Below are 22,716 nucleotides of genomic sequence, written 5' to 3' on the forward strand. Positions count from 1 at the left end.
CCGTGAATGGTTCGCGGTGCATGGCGTCTACATTTTCCGAATCCCTGTATTGGCGGCGTTCTGCCCGGCGCTACGAGCTGGCGGGTCTTGCCGCTTGGATGCTGGCCGCGTTGTCGTGCGTGGTTTTTCTGGCGATTCTGCTTGCCGCGAGGAATCTGCTTCTGTCGGGATTCGCTTTGGTGCCGGTGGCCTGCGGCCTGGCTTGTGTGGGTTGCTGGTGCGACCGTAACTCGCGCGATGCCTGGGATTTCGCTTTCTGGTCCCTTCACGCGGAGGTGAGGCAATGACCATGACCGTTGGCGCGCGTTCCCTCGACAACGAGGAGCGCTCGAATTTCCGGGACTACATGTCCCTGTTGTCCCTGTCCGTGGATGCGTCGATGACCGTGAGGGAGATCATGGCGGTCGCCTATCTGATCGGCCGGCATGACGCGCTTCGTGACGTGCGGAACGCTTCGTCGCCCGCGCGGACGGTGAACCGTCGTCTGATCCATGGCGGTCCGTCGGATTGCGTGTTCAACCGCGGCTACGAGGCCGGTGCGGGCATGGTGTCCGACGAGATCGACGCGTTGATGCGCGACGTGGAGGCCCTCAGCGGCGATGACGCGGTGTTCTCGATGCTCAGGCACCCCTCGGTGAGCGGGGGTGATGAATGGTGGAATTGGTGATCCTGCTGTTCGTGGTGCTCGCGGTGGCCTGTTTCGGCCTGCTGCTGCCGTTCCTGCGTCTGGCAGTCGGCATCGTGCTTCTTGTGGTCCGTCTGCTGGCCTCCCTCGCGCGATCAATGGGGGCGGGCCGATGATGCGCCTCATACTCGTGATCGCCATCGTCATCATTCTCGCCGCGTCCTATCTGCTGACGTTCGCCCTGTGCCGCGCGGCCACGCGCCGCGACATGCTTGAGGCCCGTTGGCGTGAGGAGTCGGCCGGTTCCGTGAGTGAGGAGAGCCATGAGAGCGCATGAAACGCTTGAGCGTGCCGCGCGTCATGGCGGCTTCCCGCCCCATGGGTTCGCTTCGGGCCTGTTGGCGGCCTGCCCGTCGGACGGCAGCCACGACTTCTACCTGTCGATGATGCTCGACGTTCCCGTGCCGCGCGTGCCCATGCTGCGCGCACGTCTGCAAGACTCCCGCCGAGGGGGTGCCGCATGAGCGTGAACGCGGTCGATTGGGCGCTCAGGTTCGCGCCCGTGGACGCCAGGCATAACGGTGCCGCTCGCGTGCTGATGTGTCTGGCGAACGTGGCCGACGACGAGGGGCGCAACGCGCATCCGACGCACAGGAAGCTGGCCGCGTGGTGCAAGTGCAGCGTGAGCACGGTCAAACGCCACCTGTCATGGCTGGAAGCGAACGGGCTGATCCGTCGCGGCGACCAACGCCAGGCCGGGCATTTCAGCGAGTGGCACCGGCCCGTCGTGTGGGATCTGTGCCTGGGGAACCGTCTGGAGCTCGATTCCGACTTCTTCGACTCGAACGACATCGACTCGACCCGAGGTGGACGGCCTTCCACGGAAAACAGGGCGAAGGGAAACCCCGGCTCACATGTGGACCGTGGTTATGGCGACGGGGACACGGGGAAACCCCAGCTCACGGGTGAACCACGGTTCACAGCTGTGACCCCACCCCCAGCTCACCTGGTGAGCTACAGTACGTCCCTAGTACGTAATAACCCCTCTGCCCCTACGGGGCATCTCCCCGCAAGCGGAGAGACCTCCCCGGACGATGACGGAATCCGCGAGGACGGTTCATGGGCCGACGCCGCCGGAGCCGAACCCCCAAGCAGCGAATCCGCCGGGGCCGGTTCCGACGCGGAGGCGGTGTGCCGCACGATGGCGGACGGGCTGCGAGCCTTGCCACCGATGCCGGTTCCCGAACCGTTGGCCCGGCCCGGCAAACGCGAACTCGACGCCGCCCGACGGCTGATCGCCCGCCACGGCATGCCACTGGTGCTGGCCGTGGCCGAATGGGCGTCGCTGCCGCCTTCCAAGACCGACAAGGGCGACGCTTCCGGCAAGCCGTATGACGGTTTCTGGCGTCGCGCGCTCACCGGCCCCCGCTCCCTCGCACGGCACTGGGACCAGGTATGCCTCCAGATGGCCGACGACCCCCACGGGCGTCGCCTGCTCGCCGAACACGGCATCCTCTCCGACAAGGGCGAAACGGCGCAGCCGCCGAGCGCGGAATCCACGCCGAAGGTGCCGAACTACGGCATCCCCGACGACCTGGACCGGCGCGTGTGGAAACTGCTCGACCCTTACGACTTCGATGCGGGCAATGACGGGTTCGAGGCACCGCGCACCTTGCGTCGGCTGTTGAAGCGCGTCCCCGCGAACGATGCCGAAGGCGAACGCAATGCCGTGCTGGAGGCATTGCGGGCGGGCCGCGCCTTCCTGGACGCGGAATCCAGGGAGAAGGACGACGGCTTCGGGCAGCGGAAGCCGGCCGAGACCGGGCCGGCATCCGTCCGTTTCGGTTTCATCGGCGGCCGTGGGCCGAAGGAGGTGCCGGCATGTTCCTGAAGGGAGAATGCGCGGATTTCCCCGACTCGTGGTCGGACCGCATGTGGGGGCCCGACGACCTGCCCAACCAGCGAACCCAATACGAGCTGCGCCGCGCGGCGGTGCGGATCTGCGAGGCCTGCCCGGTCAGGGCCGAATGCCTCGCGTTCGGCATCATGGTCCGGGACCAGTACGGCATCTACGGCGGACTGCCGTTGAGGGCCCGACGCCAGGTGCTGAAGACCGCGCAGGAGGCCGGATTCCGGTTCGACCCCGACGACCCGACCGCCGAACGGCGGCTCGCCCGGTACATCCGCGAGAACCCCGAGATCGTGGCGGCGGCACGCGAACGCGAATGCAAACGCCGCAAGACCGAGCAGCGCAACGCACGCCAGCAACGATGGCGCGCCACCACACGCTCGACCGGCAAGGCGAAGGCCCCGACCGCCGCCACACACACCCCGCCCTTGCAGGACACCCTCTTCTGAAGACAATCCGATACAGATAACCGGTCCGGCCCCATAAGGACGAACCATTCCGGAAACCCGTATACGCGGCAAACCGTGGAACCGTGCACCCGTGGACACGGGAAGCCGGAAACCCGAATGAAAGGAACAATCCCAATGACCACGAACACGAAAACGGTGGCCTTCGTCAACCTCAAGGGCGGGGTCGGCAAGACCACCAGCGCCATCGGCACCGCCGAAGCACTCGCCCGACTGGGCCATACCGTGACGGTGCGCGACGCCGACCCGTCCGGCGCGGCGACCCTGTGGGCGCACAAGGCCCTATCGGCCGGCCGCCCACTGCCCTTCGGGGTGGAGGTCGTCAACCGGTTCACCGTCGCCGCGCCCGCCGAGGAGGAATGGGTGCTGATCGACACGCCTCCCTTGCAGACCGATCTGGTGGAGGCGGCGGTGGACGCGGCCGACCTCGTGCTGCTCGTCACCACCACCGGCCCCATCGACCTGGAACGCATGCTGGAGACCATCCGGCAGATCAACAAGCCCTCCTCGGTGCTGCTGACCCAGACCCGCTACGGCACGCGCAGCCTCAGGCACGCCGAGGAGTTCCTGGCCGAGAACGGACTGGCCCGATGCCAAGAGACCATCCCGTACAAGGAGGCCATGCGTCTCGCATCGGACGAGGGCCGGTTCCCGTCCGCCTCGGGCTACGGGCTTATCGCCAAGGAACTCAGCGACGCATTCGCCGCCTGACACCCGCAGAACCGGAAACCCGCAATCCCGTATCCACGTAAACCCGTGGATACGGGGACACGGAAAGGAACAACATCATGGAGATCAACAAGCCGATGACCACGAGGAACATGCTGGCATCGACGCTCACGGACTACAAGAAACCGGTCAAGCTGCCCAAGATCACGGTGGAGCTCGACCCCGAGCTCAAGAAACGGTTCAAGGCCGAGGCCGTGCGACGCGGCACCACCATCCGCGACATGCTCACGGCATGGATCGAACATGACTGCCCTCCCCTCGACGCGGCGGACGCAAGGGCCGAGGCGAAGCAAGACGGAAGAAGGAGTGGATGATGACGGATGACATCGAGGAGCGGGCCGTGCTGGCCCGTCGCGGGATCATGGATCATTCGGATTGCGAGGACTGCGTGGAGGACTGGACGTTCCTGATGCGTCAGGGACGGCGGGAGTTCCCGTTGGGATTGCGCACGGTGCTCGCGTGCCTCGCGTTCGCCGAACGCGAGGGCGCGGTGCCCGAGCTGCCGGCGGATTGGTGGGTTAATATCAACAGGAGGTATCAATGACGACGATGCGCGGCGAGGGGAGCTGGCTATGGATGTGTTCAAGGCATGGCCGGGAAGGGCGGAAAGCATCGTGATCAGCCAAGAGTCATACATGGGGTGCACCGGCGGCGTGGCCCCGTGGCGTCGTGACGGCGACACGGGGCCGTCCTACTACGCGGTGTGCCCGCTGTGCGACAATCCCATCCAGATCGTCGGCCTGTTCCGCCGGCAGGAGGAAAGCCGTGCGCGCCGGCCCTACGGGCGGCACCACCGGGGCGACGTGCCGGGCCTGTGCCGCTACGACGAGGACGCCTACCTGCACTGCCCGTATGCGGATCCGAACCATCGGACGGACACCCGAGCGAGACGTCATCCGAAGGATCCGACAGGTCGGGCCCTGTATGGTCTCATGCGCGGCGAGTTCGACCGGGTGACGCTGGCGTGGGAACGGTTCTCCGGCATCCATCTGGGGCCGGGGGCCGCCCGTGACATGCTTCGCAGATGGCGGGACGACCAGGGATGGCGCTATTACGACGCGACCTACGGCAATCTGCCGCAGATGCTGTTCTTCGCGGCCGGCGGACAGAACCTGGTCAAACGCTACATCGTGCCGGGCAGCCCGTTGCACGAACGGCTGAAAGGCGTGCCGCAGGTGAGGCTCGCGCCGACGCGCTCCCGGTACGTGCAGGTGGACAAGGCCGGGCCGGGGTTCCTTACTCTGGATTTCCTGCTGTACGCCCGGCGCATCGAATGGGACGGACAGCACATGAACGAGACGTTCAGGCTACGCGGCCTGCTGGGCCGCGACGACGGGCAACAGGCCTTCGATGACCTGACCCTCGACGTCGATCAGGACTGGCTCTCCCACACAGCGGACGCCCAACCCGGCCGTGACGGGCGGCTGCTCGACATCGCGCGGGAGACGCTGCGATGAGAGACGAAATTGAGACGACAATCAAAACAAGGAGAACGACAATGAACCCCGAGAACGAGATCGACAAGACGGAAGCCCTCGAACCCGTCGAAACCGCTGCCGCAAACGTTGCGGAGGCCCGTGGCGGCGTGGACGGAAGGAAGCGGCCGAAGTGGCTGCTGCCCCTGATCGCCGTCGTCTGCGCGGTCGTGCTGGTCGTGGCGGGAGTCGTCGGCTGGAACATGTACCGTGGCGCGAAGCTCGCGGAAGCGAAGGAGGCGTGCGCCACCGCCGCCGACGGCGTGCGCAGCCAGGCCAACGAGTATAACGCGCTGCTCAACGGGGATGCGGCCGATGCCGCCGCCGTCAAGGCCGAACAGGTCAAGGACGCGAAGACCGTCGAATCATTGGGCAAGGAGCTCAAGGCCTCGGCACCCGAATACGAGGGCTGCGTGGCCGAGGACGCGAAGGGCTTGGATGCCGCCACCGTGAAGCTGGGCGAACAGGCCGACTGGTACAAGACCCACGAACAGAGCCTGTCGAAGGCGGTGAGGGCCGTCATCGAATCCAAGGCCGCGAAGACCCTGGAGACCGCGAAAACGAATCTGACGGCGAAGCTGGACGAGGCGTCGAGGCTGCTCGCGGATTCGGACGGCAAGGTCGCGGACAACGCCACCCGCGACGCATTGTCGAACGCCATCGACGCGGCGAACGGGCTGAAGGACGGGAACGATCCGGCGAAGATCGACGGGGCGCGCAAGACGGTGGAGGATGCCATCAATGGCGTGAACGCGAGCGTCCAGGCAAAGACGGACGCGGATGCGCAAGCCGCCGCAGCGGCCGCCCAGGCTCAGGCGCAGGCCCAATCCGCCTACAACGGCGGCTCCTCCTACTCCGGCGGCGCGTACAGGCGCACGGAAGGCTCCACTTCCGGCTCCAACACATACCGTGGCACCACATCGGGCGGCACCGGCTCCGGCTCCACGTCCGGCTCCGGCCCGGCCGGCGGCTCCGCCCCGAAGCCGAACCTCAACGGCTCTTACGGCTGCGGCAACAGCTGCACCGGCAAGGATGATGGCTACTACCATCACTGATTGACGATTGACTGATTATGGCTCGTATCGGGAAACCGGTACGGGCCTTTTCCATGGATTCCGCAAAGGAAACCCATTTCCCCGTGAACCCGTGTCCCCGCATTCCCGTGTATCCGTGTTGCCGGGAAATATTCCTGGAATTTTGTAGACGCCATGCTCCGTGGCTCGGCGTGTCGCCTGTGAGGCTTGTTGGTGGCTGCCGGATCATCCGGTGGCTACCTCCCGTTATTCCTGCGGTCGGAAGCCCCGCCACCCCTTGAAAAAAGGCGGCGGGGCCATGACCGGAACGATTGAGGGAGGGGATGAACAGACAAGGTTAACGGAGGTTCATTTTTATGAACTTTAGTAGGAAGATGAAAGCCGGCGTCGCCGCGTTGGCCGCGATCGCCACGCTTGGTGCCGGCGGCGTCGTCGCATCGACCGCGTTCGCGGGCGGTGGCGGCGGCAACCAGCCCGGCACGGGCGGCAACCTGGACGCGGTGCAATTCTGGCAGTACAAGGACGACGCTTCGGGCGCTTGGGGCCCGGCCACGAGTCTTGATTCGGTGCGCGCCGCCATGAACAATGCCGGCGTCACTTTGGAGGGCAACGGCATCACCAAGGCGCAGGCCGCATTGGACCAGGCCCGCACGGAATGCGAGACCGGTTTCCAGCGGCGTCACCCCGGCGAGGGCAACGGCGACTGCCGAGTGGTCGCGGTCGGCGCGGTGCCAGCCGTCATCGGCGGCAACTACATCTACAACGGGTCCGGCGTGGCTTCGCCGACCGGGACCGGCGGCTGGTATGACAACTGGAACAAATACGTAGCTCCAGGAACATACCAGTACGGCAGCACCGTATATAGGACCTCATATCCGTTCGATGATGATCCGTCGAACAGCGTGGATGCGATCATGCGTCGTAATGTGGAGGCTTCCAGCAAGCCGTCGATCGTGGTCATCGTGCTGGACAAGTACCAGCCCGCGCCGCCCTCATATCACCTGAGCATCAGCACGCAGGCTGCGGAGATGTCGGGCCAGTCGGGCGACACCAAGGACGCCTCGGATGTGATCACCCTGTCCAGCGACGGGTCGAAGACCGAGAACGTGAACGGCACCGCGACCCTGCACTGGCGTGGCATCGACGGCACCGAGAAGACGGTGGCGAAGCAGTTCACCGCATCCAACAAGGGCAGCGCCACAGTGAGCGCGTCCTTCAAGGACATGGACGCCTCGTGGGAGTCGTGGCCTGCGGGCAAGCGCTGGTGGGACGTTGACGTGGCGAAGCAGGGCAACATGGCCGAGGCGGTCTCCCACAAGGGAGAGAACGACGGCAAGGAGTCCGGCGAGAAGACCACCACCCCGCCCGAGAAATGGCTGACCAACGAGGCCGGCGACACGGTGCAGGACGGCAACGACTCCATCGCGTCCGGCTCGCTGTACACGGCGCACATCAAGGCGCATTCCAACGCCTCCGGCAAGTTCTGGATCTACGACACGATCGACACCAGGGACGTGGTGATCGGCGGCACCGAGCAGGACGACGTGAGCAAGGTGACCGTGACCGACGCGAACGGCAACATCGTGCCGGCGGACATTTCCATCGACGATTCCATCGATGGCAAGCGCGTGGTCAAGGCGCACGCCACCGCCCCGCATTCCGGCCTCTACACGCTGAACGTGCCACAGTCGGCCAAACCCACCGGCGGCGACTACAAGATCAACGACGGTTCCGTGGCGTGCTGGAACGGAGACAACGGCACCGGCAGCCTGGCCGACTGCCAGACCGGCAACAACGACAGCGTGGGCAAGGTCACGCCGACCCCGGACAAGGTGTGGGTGCTGGACGAGTCCGGCGCTCTCGTGGCCGAGGACAAGCAATGGACCAACCAGCAGGGCGTCGACCAGAAGACGTTCCTCGTGGGCGACCAGGTGGGCGTGGTCGTCAACGGCAGCATCCCCGCGCACTTGCTCAACCCGCTGGCATCCTATTCCATCACCGATGATCTGACCGGTTCGATCCAGTGGATCGACTGGAAGTCCGGCAAGGTGTTCGTCGACGGCGAGGACGAGACCGACCAGTTCGATATCGTGATCGACCAGAAGGCCAGGACCGCGACCGCCACCGCGAAGGCTTCGTACATCGCCAAGACGATGTTCAGGAACAGCGCGAGCAAGGTCAGGTTCTACCTGACGGGCACCATCAAAAAGGGTGCCACCGAGGGCAAGAAGATCCAGCTGACCAACAAGGCGTACGAGAAGTGGAACAACGAGACCCGACCGACCAACGAGCCGCCGGTGTTCGTGTGGACACCCAACCCCAACAAGGCGTGGGCCATGAAGGTCGGCGGCAAGTGGCAGCTGACCGTCGATCCGACCAAGACCGACAAGGTGGGCGGCGACGACAAGTACTACCGTCTCGGCGACGAGGTGGCGGCGGTCATCTCCGGCACCCTGCCCACAGGATTGGGCCGCGTGCCCGAGATCGCGTGGACCGACGACTTCGCCAACGTCGATAGCATCCTCGATCTGAAGGACACCTCCAACATCAAGGTCTACGAGCAGGACACCACCGACGAGGCCAACGCCAGCGTCAACGACCTGAACAAGACCGGCAGGGACGTGACCGACCAGTTCGACATCACCGCCGAGGGCACCAAGGTCACGGTCAGCGCGAAGGACTCCTACGAGGCCGCGCAGAAGGATCTGAAGACCGCGAAGCAGATCAGCGTCGTGATCCCGTTCGACGTGAACTTCGACACCGTGAAGCTGCTCGAATCCTACGGCAAGGCGGAGGGCGACGAGCTCAACACGTGCGCGGACCCGAAGGGCGACGACCTCGACAACAAGGGCGGCCAGACGGTCGGCGGCAGCACGGTGGACACCAACACGCCGAAGATCTGCGTGACCGTGCCCCCGATCCACAAGCAGGTCATCGCCGAATCCTCCCAGGGCGGCGACCAGTCCAGCATCGACGCCAAGACCGTGTTCCCCGGCCAGACCGTGGAATACACCGTGCGCGTGGACCCGCAGATCCCCGCGGACCAGGCATATTCGGTGACCGCCATCAAGCTGAGTGACACCTATTCCGAGTACACCACCGCGAACAAGCAGACCCTGGAGATCACCGACCTGGGAACCGGCGGCATCATCCCGAAGAGCGCCTACAAGGTGCAGTGGGACGAAGCCAACCACTCGTTCGAGGCCACGTTCACCAAGGACTGGGTTGCCGCCAACTGGAAGGCCGGCTCCAACCCGCGCGTGGTGCTGCGCTTCGAGGCCAAGGTGAACGAGGACGCGCCCACCGACAAGACCGTCGACAACAAGGCCGCGCTGACCGTCAACAACGGCGTCACCCCGTCCAACAAGGTCGAGAACGAGCCGCCGGTCATCAAGCCCTCCAAGCAGGACACGCAGAAGGACCCGACCATCAACATCGACGGCAAGACCGCGCTGCTGGGCGACAAGGTGTACTACCGTGTCAACATCGACGCCTCCAGGCTCACCGACACCGCCTACAAGGTATGGCGACTGGGCATGACGGACGACTACGACCAGGAGTACCTGACCCTCGACGCGAAGCACGTGGAGATCCTTGACGAGACCGGCAGGGACCGCACCGGCGAGTTCAACATCCAGGACAAGGACGGCGTGCTCTACGCCTTCGCCAAAACCGTGGACACCCAGATCCCCGCGACCGGCGAGACCGTTCCCGGCGACCCGCAACCCGACGACCTGAAGGCCTACAGCGAGAAAACCGACAAGGATTACGACCCGCTGAAGGACCCGAGCATCGACCAGTCGCTGCTGGGCCACACCTACCAGGTGGTCATGCCGATGACCGTCACCAAGGTCAAGGACGGCCACACGGTGGAGAACACCGCCACGCAGGTCACGAACGACAAGCGCGACAAGACCAACACCGTCACCAACCCGCTGAAGGAGATCAACCCGACCAAGGACGTGACCGTGAAGGTCGGCGGCGACAGCATCGACGGCAAGAGCGTGTATCTGAACCACACGTTCCTCTACCGACTGGATTCCAGCATCCTGCCCCCGGACCGCGCCTACCAGACCGTCACGGACTGGGGCGGCACGGACCAGCTGAACACCGAGTACGACCAGTACCTGGGCAACTGGGCCGTCTACGCCTCGCGTGATTTGTACAGGGACGGCCAGATGCTCGCGGCCAAGGGCGAGAAGATCGCGGGCAGCGGCTTCGACTCCTCGAAGTTCGGCGGCAACCTGTTCACCGTGGACGCCGACGACAACGGCAAGGTCACGGCCGACGCGACCCAGGCCTACCTCGACCTGGTGAGCGCCGACAACGAGCACGAGGCCGGCTGGGTGCTCTACCTCCAGTGCAAGCGCATCGCCGTGGCCGACGAGGTGCCCAACACGTGGACCGAGACCATCAACGGCCAGCCGCGCGAATCCAACAAGGTCGTCACCAAGACCCCGGACATGACCCCGAGCATCCACCTGGAGAAGGTCGATACCCCGACCCTCAAGCAGGACGGCCAGGAGCAGGCGGACCGCGACGACCCGAAGCAGGCGCTGAAGATGGACGCCGACAGCATCGGCATCACGTTCATCATCACGAACACCTCCAAGACCGACCCGGCCACCGGTGACGGCGCATGGTACAAGGCAAGCGACCTGAACCTCGCCGACTCCACCATCGTCGGCGACGCGCACGTGGACATGGATTCGCTCACCTATCCCGACAACTGGGACACCCTGGTGCTCAAGCCGGGCGAATCGGTCAGCGTGACCGGCACGCTCAAGGGCGTCAGGGAAGGCGATACCCACACGGACCGCGCCATCGTCACCGGCACCCCGCTCGTGGAATGCGCGCCGTCCAACGGCGACCCGTTCAACGACAAGACCGACGGCGGCGAAGACACCGATCCGGAATATTCCACCGGCGACGTGACCGAGATCGACGGCAAGCAGCTGTGCGCCGACACCCAGGTCACCAGCAACACCGACGACTGGAACGGATACCGTGCCAAGCCGTTGGCCTCCACCGGCACGGCCGTGCTCGGCCTTGCCGGCGGCGCCCTGGCGGTGCTGCTCGCCGGCGGCTCCCTGCTCGTGTTCCGCAAGCGCCACCGCGCACAGGGTTCCGGCCGCCACACGGCCGTGAACGCGGGCAAGTGACCCCGAGGCGTTCCGGCCTCGTCGTCCGATGACGGCCGGAACGCCCTCCATTGACTTCACATGAATGAACCACAGACTTCGCCCTCCCCGACGAATCACCGCCACCCGACCGGAGACGGTCGGACGGCGTGAGCCGGGGGACGGGTCCCGGGAACTCTCCTGCAAACCGTACTTGGGACCCATCCTCCACACCATTAAAACAGCCGTATTCATACTTCCCTCCACTTGTCACGGCACATCCCCGAAAGGAACCGAAAAGCGATGAAACCCGGTCTGAGAAAGGTCGCCGCGCTCATACTCGCGACCGCGACGCTGTTCGGCTCAGGCGCGTCGGCCGTGTCCGCCGCGTATGCGGACGATACGACCATGGGCACGTCCACGCGAATCCAAACCGAACCCGACGTGAAGACGACCACAGGCGGCGACGAGGCCGCGACGAAACCCGACACCGGTTCCGGCGACGAGGCCGGAACCGGGGCGGACAAACAATCCGGCACCGGTGCGCCCGCGCAATCCGCTCCGCAGGCGGATACGGGTCAGGCCGCGCCGGACGTGACCATCCACGACATGCTCGACACGGACAGCGCCGCCGTGAGCAGGCTCAGGCTCACCGACCGCATCACCGGCACCGCGCCGTTCGACAAGGACAACGAACGCGGCGACGACAAGGACGAGAACAACGACATCGTCCGCTCGTACGATACGGTGACCTACGACTACGAGTACACGCTCACCCCCGACTCGACCATGGCAATCCGCAGGGCGTCGGCTGCACGCTTGGCGGCGTGAAGACCATCATCAACGCGGATACGGCGACCAACCGCATCCCACGGGATGGCGAGTTCACGTTCGCACTCACCTCGCATGACGGTGCGCCGATGCCCGAGGGATCGAAGGACGGCGTGAAGACCGTCGCCAACACCGGCACCGGTTTCTCGTTCGGACGAATGGACTACGACAAGCCCGGAACCTACGTGTACACCGTCACCGAACAGGCCGGACGTGACCCGACCATCGGGTATTCCACCCAAGCCTATGACGTGACCGTCACCGTCACCGATCAAGGCGGCATGCTCTCGGCCTCTGTCGACCGTCAGGCCAATGACGTCCGATTCGACAACACGTACACGCCGACACCCGTTGACGTGACCGTGAAGGCGGACAAGCACCTGGCCGGACGTGATTTGAACGATGGCGAGTTCGCCGCCGAATTGAAGGATTCCGACGGCAACCTCCTCCAGACCAAACGGTTCGCCCGCGTTCCACGCGACGCGCAATCCGACAAGGCGACGGACGTCCGCGAAGGGGAAGGAACCCTCGAATTCGACAAGCTCACGTTCGACCGGGCCGGCGTGTACACGTACACCGTGACCGAACAGGACGGCGATCTGGGTGGCGTCACCTACGACAGGACCGTCCACACCGTCACCGTCACCGTCACCGAGGATGCGGACAGTCACACGTTGACCGCGAAGACCGAATACTCCACCGAAAACGGTTCCGAGGACGGCATCCGCTTCACTAACACGTACCAGCCGCAGAACGTGCTCGTGGAACTCACTGCACGCAAGCGTCTGACCGGACGCGGGCTGAAGGTCCACGAGTTCGAGTTCGAACTCGTGGACAGGGACGGCAAGGTCATCGACACCGAACGGAACGACAAGGACGGCGACATCCGGTTCAAGCCTCTCACCTACGGTCGTGACAACAACGGCATCGACGATTGCGGCGAACACCGGTACGTGATTCGGGAAAGGAACACCGGCGAGAAGAACGTCACCTACGACAGGACGGAACACCACGTGACCGTCACCGTGGGCGACGACCTGCAAGGCAACCTGACCGCCAAAGTCGAATACGACCCGACGGACGGGAAGACGAAGGATTCCGGCGCCATGCCCGCCACGCCGACCGACAAGACCAAGGGGGATGCCATCGGGGACAAGCCGTCCGCGATCCCCGGCATGGTCACCGTCACCGGAACCCGACCCGAGTTCACCAACTCCTACATTCCACCGGCGACCCCGGCCATCGTGAAGACGATTCGCCAACTCGCCAAGACCGGCGTATCCGCGCCCATCGTGGCGTTGGCCGCGTGCACGCTCTTGGGAGTGGGATTGATGCTGTTCCGCCGTCGCGGAAACCAAACCGAGACCGCGCGGCACAGGAAGTAAAGCCACGGTAGGCCAGTAGAAAGGCCGGGCGGGAGAGCTGATTCCCCGCCCGGCCTTTTCTTTTGCACCGGCTGCAAAGTGACGTCCTCCCTCTCGGCCGAAGCTGAACCGCACCCCGATTGTTGGACTGAAGAAATTCAGATTCGATGATCGGAGGTGCGGTTCTTTCGTATACGTGAGGATCGAAGGAGACGTTACGACGACGGATTCCGGGCATGGGAAAGGCCCTTCGCCAGCCTCTCCCGGCGGAGGGCCTTTCCCATGCCCGTGAACCCGTGGACCCGTGAACCCGTGGACCCGTGGAGCCGTGCTCCCGATGGGGCCTGTAGACGGTGCGCCCCGCAGCGGCCCGCGACCCGGCGCATCATCGACTCTGACATTGTTCGCACCATCATCATTCCTCTGGAGGTTGCACATGGCTGACAGGCAAACCGCATTGGCCGTATTCGATTTTCTCGACTCGCTGCGCGCCGGACAATACCGCATCGGCGCGGACGCGGAAAAGGACCATGCCACGGCGGGACTGCTGGCATCGCTGTCCGGCGACACGGGGCTGCGCGACGCCGTGTGCGCGAAGCTGATATCGCCGGGCCTGGAGCGCGCCCGTTTCCTCATGGTCGCCGAGCATGATCCGCGCGCCTTGCCCCTGTTCGCCTCGGGCCAGGTCAAACCGTGGTACCAGGCCGACTACAACGTGCGCGAGATAGCCAACAGCGAGTTCCACCAGGACATACCCGCACTGCTGTGGCGGCTGTCCAACACCATCCCGGATTCCGCGCGAAGGGAGGGCATGCTTGAGGCGGCCGCGTACATGAGCTTCATGCAGGGCGATCCCGAGGCCGCGTTCACCGGCCATCTGGGCCGGCTCGCGGCGGTTTCGCCCGAGGGCGAGGTCACGCGCTGCCTCATGGACGCGCACGAGCACGGCCAGCATCCCGCATGGGTCATGGAACGGCGGCAGCTGCGCGAACGGCAGGCCGACGCCGCCGACGGCATGGCCGCCACCGCGCCGGACCGCCCGAGCCTTCGCCAGCGCCTCTTCCCGAACCGATGAACACCTCCGGCACGGACCCATGGGAGATGGGCCCCATAATCGCCGCCGGCACCGCCGTCGCCATCGACACGGCACGAGAACCGGAACCGGAACGCCGGCCACCGGCCGAACCCGAACCCGAGCCCGGGCCCGGGCTGGAGCCGGATGCGCGATGCGTGGACGACGCCGGAAGCGAAGACCGGGCGAACACGGCCGTCGATCCGTGGGAGATCGGCCCGCTGCCATCGGCCTCGAATCCGGTGGGGAATGATATCCCGGCCGATGCCCCGGCATCGGAACCGCAGCACGTTGTCGGTGCCGTGGAGCCGGCCGATCTCGCCGACACGATCGACCTCACGCCGGTCGGCGACCGGGATGCCGCCATGCCCGTGCGCGAATGGAGGCGCATAGCCACGACCGCGGGCGGCATCCTGCTCGCGGCCTGCGTCACGGTCGCCGGCATGTCCGCGTGGAGATCGCATGAATCCGCCACGGCCGCACGCGAGCTGGAACAGGCGACGGCGGACTGCGCCACCGCCCACGCTGCGGCGAAGAAAGCCGAACAGAAGCTGGTCGAATATCTCGACGGCGACCGGCTCGCACAGGCGAAAGCGGTCACGGCCGACAAGCTCGCCGACCCGGAAACCCTGGAAACCCTCGACAAGCTGGCCGAACAATATTCCGAGGGCGAGCGAATCCCCGCATGTGCCGCCACGGACACGGAAACGGCCAACGCCACCACATCCAAGCTGCAAGCCATCGAAAAGAAGCACACGGGAAATCTCTCGCGGCTGAAGAAGGCGGCGGGCGCGGTGTTCTCCTCACGGCTGGCCCATACCGTCGAACAGGGCGAACGATTGTATTCCTCCTCCGAAGGCAAGGTGCAGGACGAATATTCTCGCGCCCTGCTGCGCGCCTCCATCGACAAGCGCGACGAGAAGGCCATCACCGACGCCATGGACAAGGTGAACGCCTCCATCGACGCGAAGAACAAGGCCGACGAGGAAAGGAAAGCGCAGGAGGAGGCCGCAGCGGCTGCGGCGCAGGCGCAGGAGCAGAGCACGCCGGCACCGCAACAGTACTCGTACACGCCCTCCGGCTCCGCTTCGGGCTCGGGTTCCGGCCCGTCCGGCGGCGGATACCATTCCTCCGGCGGTTCCGCCGGCTCGACCGGTGGTTCCGCGCCTCCGGGCTGGTCGGTGCCCGCGAACCCGGACCCCTCGCAACTGCCCGGCACCGACCCGAGCCTATGAAAGGACCAACACCATGCCACAACTGACCACGTTGATCCCGTCGTTCACGGCACCCGTCACCGACCGCGTGTGGCTGGTGGGCGCGCACGGCGGTGCCGGATGCACCACGATCCGCCATTCGGATCCGGAACGGTTCGCCGACGCCGGCCGCGCGCTGCCGGTCAGCCCGGATCCCTCCATGCCCTCGCGCATCATCCTGTGCGCCATGGGCACGGGGCGCGGCCTCGAATCGTTGCGCGCGCTGCTCGCCGACCAGTCGGCCGGACTGTTCGGCGCATCGATCCTGTTGGGCGCGGCCATCACCGACCCCGTGCCCCGTATGCCCCGGCCTTTGGTGGCGGCGCGCATCCAACTGTCATCCGCCGTCCGCGTGTGGCGGCTGCCCCATATCAAAGGGCTTGAACTCGACGGGTTTCCCCGGCGTTATCCGGCCGCGTACTCACGGCTCGTGAAGGACGTAGACGCCATGCCCCGCGCCACGGCCCATGTCGGCTGACGATGGTGCATGAACCTAACACGAAAGGAACAACCCAATGCTGCATGAAACATACATGATCCTCGCCGAGACCCTTTCCGACCCGACCCCGTGCCTGCCTCCGGGATTCTCGGGCCCGGTATCCACCGCCCTGGGCTGGGTGAAGGCGCTGAGCCTGGTGATCGGCGTGGTCGCGCTGGTGCGCATCGGCGTGCACATCCTGCGCCAGCAGGGCGACGGCGTGCCGGACCGCGACGACACGTTCGACAAGCTCGTCAACTGGGTGATCGGCATCTTCCTCGGGGCGGGCGCTGTCGCCATCCTCGCCGCACTCGGCCTGTCCGTCACCGCAAGCTGCTGAGAAAAAGCCATGAAAGGGATTCGACGCATACGGCAGCGCCTGTGCGCGCTGCTGCTCGCCCTCGCCTGCCTCATGGGCCTCGCCGCCTGCGGCGGACCCGACTTCGGATCGTTCAGCAAGGAGCTCACGTTCGGAGACAAGCAGATCAGCGACACCCAGACCACCTACGTGATGAAGATACCCGAAGGCAGGCTCGGCGACCTGATCGGCCCCAGCCAGATCCAATGGGTCATCGACAAGTACCGGGCCGGCTGGGTGCGTGCCGGAATGGTGTCCGCGAATCCGACCGACAAGGAGCTCAAGAAGTATGCGCGCGTCCAGTTCCGGGCCGCACCGAACCTGCAATGCGATGCGTTGGAGAACACGTACCAGGAGGAGTCGCCCGACGAGGGCAAATGGGAGTACAAGGACTCCTCGTGCCAGAAGCAGCGCAAGCTCTCCTGGCTGGAGAAGACCCTGTGGAACATGTACCAGGTGCAGTCGGATTCCACGATCGAATGGCTGTCCACCAGCCGCAACACGCTGGTCGCCGCGAACGACACGGTATCAACGTTGCAGGCGAACGCCACCCCGGACTACGATTCGTGGTTCGCACCGGTGAACCGGTACCTGCGCATCGCGCAGGGCGTGCTCGTCGCAGCCGCCGCGATCAGCCTGATCGTGCTGAGCGCGCGCATCGTGTGGAACATCGGCCAGGGCGGCGAGGGCCGTCTGCTCGACCGCATCGGCTGGATACTGCTCGGCGTGCTGCTCGGCTCCTCGTGCGCGAGCATCGCGCTCACGTTCTTCTCCCGCTCGTCCGGCGGCAATCCGGGCCTGCCGTCATGGACGCCGGGCGGCGGCACCACGTTCTTCCTGTCGGACTACATCCGTATGCAGGTTGACCCGTTCCTTATCATCGCGGCCGTGTGCGGCGTGATCGCGGCCGGCTGGAAGCTCGTCACCCAACAGGAGGGACGTGACCTGATCCCCTTGGGCAAGGCCTTCATGTGGGCGATCCTGAGCGCCGTGTGCCTTGCCGGACTGGTCAACACGTTCCAGGCCACATTCGACACGTGGACCGCCGACGTGCTCAGGTCCGCCTCGGGCATGATGAACGACGCCTGGGAATCGAAAAGCCTGGCCGCGAGCTCGTTCTTCAATCTCGGCGCGCCCGTCGCCATCGTGCTCACCATCGTGATGTGGATCTGCGGGCTGATCAGCAAGATATTCGCCTACTTCCGCGCCGGGATGCTGCCGATCCTGGTGGGCGTGGCACCCATGTGGGCCGCCATGAGCTGGATGGAGACCGGCAAGCAGGCTTTCGCCAAGACCATCGGCTGGCTGGCCGCGTTCCTGGCCTACAAGCCCGTCGCCGCACTGGTCATGGCTACCGGCAGCGCGATCATGGCCACGGCCGGGCCCGGCGACGACAGCCAGGCCATCACGCTGATGCTCACCCTGAGCGTCATCATCCTCCTTCCCGCCATGATCCGCGTGATCGTGCCCGCCGTGCAATCCTCGGTCGGCGGTGGCGGCGGCGGAATCCTGCCCTCCATACTCGGCATGGGAGTCGCCCTGGCCGGCGGCGGCCTGCGCAAGGCCATGGGCGGCAAGGGCGGCAGGAAAGGCGGCGGCGACGGACGCGGCGAAGCGTCACCGGACGGTGCCAAACCCGGTGCCGGCCGCGGCCTGGCCGGACTGCTTTCCGGGCTCGGCCGAAACGGCGGAAAGCCGCAGGGAGCGAACGGCGGCGGCAGGCACGCCAAACCGCTGGACGGCAATCCCACGGGCGGCGAACCGCAGAACACCGGCGACAAGCCGCAGGGAGCGAACCGCAAGGGCAGCGACGGCAAACCGCAGGGAGCGAACGGCAATGGTGCGGGGAGTCCGGTTCCACCGGCACCCGATGGCGCATCCCCTGACCCGTCAGGCGGCAACAGGCCGCAGGGGGCGAACGGCGATGCCGGCGGGTTCGCCCGCGAGGGTGCCCCGGACGGTGCCGACCGCTCGACCACTCGCAAGGGCAAGACATTCTGACGCATACGTTTTGTTAAGGAGATTCGGATAATCATGGCGTCGAACACGACATACGGGGATTGGATGCGGCCGATGCCGGGAGGCATCCGCAACATCGGCATCCCGCTGACGGTAGCGGGCATGGGCGTATTGACCTGCACGCTGCTGGTCAGCATGGCGAGCGTGGTCGCGGCCATCGCGATCCTCGTGGTCGGCATGGGCGTCATCCTCGTGTTGGCCATCCGCGACCGCGAGCACCGCAACATGGTGGACCGCGCCGTGGAGAAACGCACGTGGATGGCCGCGCAGCGTACCGGCGCAAACCTGTACCGTTCCGGCCTGCTCGCGCCGATCGACGGCGGCAAGGCCATGCTGCCGGGCATCCTCTCACGGGTGGGCCTGACCTCCGCCCTGGACGGGCTGGGCGGCGAGTTCTGCCTGGTCAGGCACGCGCACACCGGCGAATACTCGCTGCTCCTGTCATGCCAGCCGCAGGGCGCGAGCCTCGCCGACGACGACGTGGAGGACTCGTACGTGGCCTCGTGGGCCGGGCTCATGGAATCGCTCGCCTCCGAGACCGGCGTCACCCAACTGGCCGTGACCGTGGACACGGCACCCGATTCCGGCGTGCGTTTCCGCCGCACGCTGAGCAAACGCATCGTCAAGGACGCTCCCGAGCTGGCCGCGCGCGCCATGGCGCAGATCATGGACCAGTACGCAGCCGGCGGCGCTTCCAACGACGTGACGCTCACCTTGACTTTCCGCTACACCGACCGTGACGGCAGATACCTGGAGGCCGGGGAGGCCGCGCGTCGCATAAGCCTGCTGCTGCCCTCGATCCGCGAGCAGATAGCGCAGGCGGGAGGCGGTGCCGCGAGGGCCCTGGGCATGGAGGAGATCACTCGCATGGTCCGCGTCGCCTACGATCCGGCCGCGCAGGAGACCATCGAGGAATCCGACGAGCCCCCGTACATCGCATGGGAGGATTGCGGACCCGTCTCCCACGAGGCCGGGTGGAGCCATTACGCGCATGATTCCGGGCTGAGCCGCACATGGGAGATGGTGGACCCGCCGCAAAGCAACGTGACCGCCGACACGCTCACCCGGCTGCTTTCCCCGTTGGCGGACTGCGACCGCAAGCGAGTGACCGTGCTCTACCGGATGCTGCCGCCCGACAAGACGATGTTCATGGCCGAGCAGAACAGGCAGAAGGCCGCGAACCAGGTCAGCCAGGAGAAACGGGCCACGGTGAGGTCCATGAGCCAGATAGGCAAGGCCAACCGACAGGCCGTCGAAACGAACCAGGGCGCGGTCATGGTGTTCTTCGGGATGCTCGTCACCGTCACCGTGTCCAGGGGCGAACAGGAAAGCCAACGGCTCGAAGCCGCGTCACGCGCCGTGGAACAGGCCGCAGGCGGCGCGAAGATCGACCTGCGCCCCTGCTACGGGGCACAGGACACGGGATTCGCCGCAAGCCTGCCCCTTGGATTGAACGTCAGATCATACACTCCAGCCGGCCCCCTCGGCCGGCTCCTGTCCTGAACGGAGGACACATGATGCCGATGCCATGGAAGCCGTCGAAACGGAAGGGAACCATGCCAAGCGCCACGGCCACGGACCCCGTGGCACGCATGGAATCCATGCTGCTCGGTCCGTTGAAGGCCAAACCGGACGAGCCCGTGCCCCCGATGCCGTGGCGGGGGAAACGCTCGCGTGGAGGCGGCTATGCGGCCCTGATGCCCACGATAGACGAGTTCTTCGGCACGTCGAACCAGGTGTGCGGCGGGTTCTGGCCGTTCGGCACCGACATGGCCCTGCCGGCCGAGGGGGTGCCGGTCGGGCGGAGCCTGATGACGGGTGCCGGCGTGTGCTGCGACCCGATCAGCTGGTTCAAGGCCGGCATCATCAAACAGCCCTCTATGTTCCTGCTCGGCCTGCCGGCCATCGGCAAGAGCACGTTCGTGCGCCGCGAGGTGCTGGGACTGAGCGCCCTGGGCATGAACGCGATCATCCCCGGCGATCTGAAGCCCGACTACGCCTCGCTGGTCAACATGCTCGGCGGCCAGGTCATCCGGCTGGGAGCGGGCATCGGCGTGGTCAACCCCCTGGACCCCGGCGACCTCCATTATGCGCTGCAACGCTTGGAGGGCAAGGCGCGCAAGGACCTGACGGACTACTACAACGACACGAGGGCGGCGCTCATGGAGGTGCTTTTGACGATCATGCGCACCGGCCGCGAGGCCGACGACGTGGGCGGTGCCAGGGGCGTGACCGCACGCGAATCCGATATCCTTTCCGTCGCCGTGCGCGTGCTCCACGACCGGCATGGCGGCGACCCGCAGCCTCCCGTCATCGCGGACCTGCGAGACCTGCTGAGGGAGGGGCCCGACGAGGTGCGTATGGCGGCGGTCTGGGACGACCCGGAAAACGACGAGCTCTACAGGGCGCAGGTTCGCGGCCTTCTGGCCGACCTGCACGGGTTCTCGAACCGCATGACGAAGTTCGGCCGTCTGTTCGGCGACCAGACCACCGCGCGCATCGACCTGTCCAGGCCCGTGGACTTCGATATCAGCGCCCTGGCCCAGTCGGGCGACGATGTGGTCGCCGCCGTGCTGGCGACCACATGGACGAGCGCGTTCGCCGCGAAGAACGCCGCCGACGTGCTCGCCGAGGAGGGATTACAGCCCCGGCGCAACCACGTGATCATCATGGACGAGATGCACCGCGCTTTGCGCGCCAGCCCCCTCATGGTCGAAAAGCTCGACCTGCTCACCCGTCTGAACAGGCAGTGGGGCGTAGGCCAGATCATGATCACGCACACGTTCAAGGACCTGATGTGCATGGAGACCCCGGCGCAGAACACCAAGGCGCGCGGCTTCGTGGAACGCAGCGAGATCAAGGTGCTGGGCGCTTTGAGCCGCATCGAGGTGGACCGCTACCTGCGCGGCGAATGCGGACTGCCCGTATCCCGGCGCGAGGAGGACATGCTGGAGGATTGGGCCACGCCCGTCAACTTCGGCTCCGACGCCTCGCACAAGGGTCTGGGCCGTTTCCTGATCAAACTGGGAGGACTGCCCGGAATCCCCATCAACGTGGAGATGTGCCCGCTCGAAAAAAGCGGGTTCAACGATACGAACCTCAAATGGCACGCCTAGAAGGGAACCCTGCGATGACAGACCACCTCGCCACCGGCATGAAACGCATGATCCGCACCGTGGCACGCTCCGCATCACTCTTCGACCGGCTCGGCGAGCGATCCCGGCTGCTGCGGCTGACGGGCAACCGCAGCACTCTCGACTTCCGCCCCGCCGAGCACGGCGCATCCTCATGGGACTTCGAAATGTCGATAACCCCCACCGAGCCCAAGCCGTACGGCAATGCGGAAACCCGTGAACCCGTATGGCGTGAGACGGTCGATTCCGCCACCTATGGCGAATCGAGGGCGCGGGTCGCGCACGCCGTCGAAACGTTCAGAATATACGACAACACCGGCATCCTGCCGGAAACGGAAAAACCGGTGAAAGGACCACGATGAACGACGCCGCACTGCTCGACTCGCTGCACGCCGCGCTGCGCAATCCCGACCTCGCATGGTACACGGAATTCCATGCCGGCGAATCCATCGTCGCCGGCTACCTCGATTCCCTGACGGACCCGTATGACGACGATGCCATACAGGTTCCCGAGGGCTGGTTCCGCTACTCGGTCGTCACCCGTGAAGGCGACCACGCCCTTCCATGGATGGAGCACTGGAACGAATACGAGTATTCGATCACCCATCACATCGATTGGAACGGCAAAGGGTTCACGCCATACGACCTGTACTGCACACAGGGGCTCGCCGACATGATCGCCGGCGGCTCGCTGGCCTCGATCCGGGAGGACGCGCGAACCATATTCAAGGACCGGCCCCTGACGGACGACTACCTTTTCGCCAACTCCATCTGGCCCGAACCGGAACTCCTCGGCCTCGTGGACGACCTGACCGGCCGCACGGGACGAAACCTGTAAGAACCCTGTA

Annotated in this window: 24 protein-coding genes; all 24 read left to right on the top strand. The window is 65.7% G+C overall.

Annotated elements, in window-relative coordinates; all coding sequences use genetic code 11:
- The first annotated feature begins 20 nt into the window (after positions 1–20).
- The 24 genes from KSY55_RS03515 to KSY55_RS03630 all read left to right on the top strand — a co-directional run bounded on the left by KSY55_RS03515 (position 21) and on the right by KSY55_RS03630 (position 22,706).
- The gene (locus tag KSY55_RS03515; RefSeq protein WP_230579134.1) at positions 21–287 is read left to right on the top strand and encodes a hypothetical protein; all 267 of its coding nucleotides are present in this window, start codon (positions 21–23) and stop codon (positions 285–287) included.
- Positions 284–667: a hypothetical protein gene (locus KSY55_RS03520; protein WP_060868089.1), complete on the top strand. Its 384-nt coding sequence runs from the start codon at positions 284–286 to the stop codon at positions 665–667. The genes KSY55_RS03515 and KSY55_RS03520 overlap by 4 nt, the downstream gene beginning before the upstream one ends.
- Positions 652–801 (top strand): hypothetical protein, encoded by a 150-nt coding sequence (locus KSY55_RS03525; RefSeq protein ID WP_165499373.1) that lies wholly within the window; start codon positions 652–654, stop codon positions 799–801. Before KSY55_RS03520 ends, KSY55_RS03525 begins: the two co-directional genes overlap by 16 nt.
- The gene (locus tag KSY55_RS03530; RefSeq protein WP_165542346.1) at positions 798–962 is read left to right on the top strand and encodes a hypothetical protein; all 165 of its coding nucleotides are present in this window, start codon (positions 798–800) and stop codon (positions 960–962) included. The genes KSY55_RS03525 and KSY55_RS03530 overlap by 4 nt, the downstream gene beginning before the upstream one ends.
- Entirely contained in the window at positions 949–1,149 is a 201-nt protein-coding gene (locus KSY55_RS03535) for a hypothetical protein (protein WP_065435204.1), read from the top strand. The genes KSY55_RS03530 and KSY55_RS03535 overlap by 14 nt, the downstream gene beginning before the upstream one ends.
- Positions 1,146–2,516, top strand: a complete 1,371-nt coding sequence (locus KSY55_RS03540) for a helix-turn-helix domain-containing protein (protein WP_217749529.1) — start codon at positions 1,146–1,148, stop codon at positions 2,514–2,516. Before KSY55_RS03535 ends, KSY55_RS03540 begins: the two co-directional genes overlap by 4 nt.
- Positions 2,507–2,983: a WhiB family transcriptional regulator gene (locus KSY55_RS03545; RefSeq protein ID WP_115784497.1), complete on the top strand. Its 477-nt coding sequence runs from the start codon at positions 2,507–2,509 to the stop codon at positions 2,981–2,983. Before KSY55_RS03540 ends, KSY55_RS03545 begins: the two co-directional genes overlap by 10 nt.
- A 135-nt stretch (positions 2,984–3,118) precedes the next feature.
- Entirely contained in the window at positions 3,119–3,712 is a 594-nt protein-coding gene (locus KSY55_RS03550) for a ParA family protein (protein ID WP_007058038.1), read from the top strand.
- 77 nt (positions 3,713–3,789) lie between these two features.
- On the top strand, positions 3,790–4,044 hold the full coding sequence (locus tag KSY55_RS03555) for a hypothetical protein (protein ID WP_007056901.1): 255 nt from the start codon (positions 3,790–3,792) through the stop codon (positions 4,042–4,044).
- Entirely contained in the window at positions 4,044–4,274 is a 231-nt protein-coding gene (locus KSY55_RS03560) for a hypothetical protein (protein ID WP_016462865.1), read from the top strand. Before KSY55_RS03555 ends, KSY55_RS03560 begins: the two co-directional genes overlap by 1 nt.
- A gap of 28 nt (positions 4,275–4,302) precedes the next feature.
- Positions 4,303–5,187 carry a hypothetical protein gene (locus KSY55_RS03565; RefSeq protein WP_032738551.1) on the top strand — a complete coding sequence of 295 codons (885 nt, stop codon included), beginning with the start codon at positions 4,303–4,305 and terminating at the stop codon, positions 5,185–5,187.
- 41 nt (positions 5,188–5,228) lie between these two features.
- Positions 5,229–6,260, top strand: a complete 1,032-nt coding sequence (locus tag KSY55_RS03570) for an FIVAR domain-containing protein (RefSeq protein ID WP_007056898.1) — start codon at positions 5,229–5,231, stop codon at positions 6,258–6,260.
- A 335-nt stretch (positions 6,261–6,595) separates the two neighbouring features.
- Positions 6,596–11,401, top strand: coding sequence for an LPXTG cell wall anchor domain-containing protein (locus KSY55_RS03575; RefSeq protein WP_217749528.1), 4,806 nt, complete (start codon positions 6,596–6,598; stop codon positions 11,399–11,401).
- A 336-nt stretch (positions 11,402–11,737) separates the two neighbouring features.
- The gene (locus tag KSY55_RS03580) at positions 11,738–12,190 is read left to right on the top strand and encodes a hypothetical protein (protein ID WP_217749575.1); all 453 of its coding nucleotides are present in this window, start codon (positions 11,738–11,740) and stop codon (positions 12,188–12,190) included.
- The gene (locus KSY55_RS03585) at positions 12,187–13,575 is read left to right on the top strand and encodes an FctA domain-containing protein (RefSeq protein ID WP_368041971.1); all 1,389 of its coding nucleotides are present in this window, start codon (positions 12,187–12,189) and stop codon (positions 13,573–13,575) included. The genes KSY55_RS03580 and KSY55_RS03585 overlap by 4 nt, the downstream gene beginning before the upstream one ends.
- Positions 13,576–13,990: 415 nt before the next feature.
- Positions 13,991–14,629, top strand: coding sequence for a hypothetical protein (locus tag KSY55_RS03590; protein ID WP_032685174.1), 639 nt, complete (start codon positions 13,991–13,993; stop codon positions 14,627–14,629).
- Positions 14,626–15,861 carry a hypothetical protein gene (locus tag KSY55_RS03595; protein ID WP_217749527.1) on the top strand — a complete coding sequence of 412 codons (1,236 nt, stop codon included), beginning with the start codon at positions 14,626–14,628 and terminating at the stop codon, positions 15,859–15,861. The genes KSY55_RS03590 and KSY55_RS03595 overlap by 4 nt, the downstream gene beginning before the upstream one ends.
- Positions 15,862–15,874: 13 nt before the next feature.
- Positions 15,875–16,357, top strand: coding sequence for a hypothetical protein (locus tag KSY55_RS03600; RefSeq protein WP_217749526.1), 483 nt, complete (start codon positions 15,875–15,877; stop codon positions 16,355–16,357).
- Positions 16,358–16,394: 37 nt separating this feature from the next.
- Entirely contained in the window at positions 16,395–16,697 is a 303-nt protein-coding gene (locus KSY55_RS03605) for a hypothetical protein (protein ID WP_033501941.1), read from the top strand.
- Positions 16,698–16,706: 9 nt separating this feature from the next.
- Positions 16,707–18,716: a proline-rich domain-containing protein gene (locus tag KSY55_RS03610; RefSeq protein ID WP_217749525.1), complete on the top strand. Its 2,010-nt coding sequence runs from the start codon at positions 16,707–16,709 to the stop codon at positions 18,714–18,716.
- 33 nt (positions 18,717–18,749) lie between these two features.
- Positions 18,750–20,237 (top strand): SCO6880 family protein, encoded by a 1,488-nt coding sequence (locus KSY55_RS03615; protein WP_217749524.1) that lies wholly within the window; start codon positions 18,750–18,752, stop codon positions 20,235–20,237.
- A gap of 53 nt (positions 20,238–20,290) precedes the next feature.
- Complete coding sequence (locus KSY55_RS03620; RefSeq protein ID WP_181973454.1) at positions 20,291–21,850, top strand: ATPase; 1,560 nt, start codon at positions 20,291–20,293, stop codon at positions 21,848–21,850.
- 14 nt (positions 21,851–21,864) lie between these two features.
- On the top strand, positions 21,865–22,230 hold the full coding sequence (locus tag KSY55_RS03625) for a dehydrogenase (protein ID WP_217749523.1): 366 nt from the start codon (positions 21,865–21,867) through the stop codon (positions 22,228–22,230).
- The gene (locus KSY55_RS03630; RefSeq protein WP_217749522.1) at positions 22,227–22,706 is read left to right on the top strand and encodes a hypothetical protein; all 480 of its coding nucleotides are present in this window, start codon (positions 22,227–22,229) and stop codon (positions 22,704–22,706) included. Before KSY55_RS03625 ends, KSY55_RS03630 begins: the two co-directional genes overlap by 4 nt.
- Positions 22,707–22,716: the final 10 nt, after the last annotated feature.

This window comes from Bifidobacterium sp. MSK.13.1, from assembly GCF_019131435.1.
In the GTDB taxonomy this organism is placed as follows: Bacteria; Actinomycetota; Actinomycetes; order Actinomycetales; family Bifidobacteriaceae; genus Bifidobacterium; species Bifidobacterium pseudocatenulatum.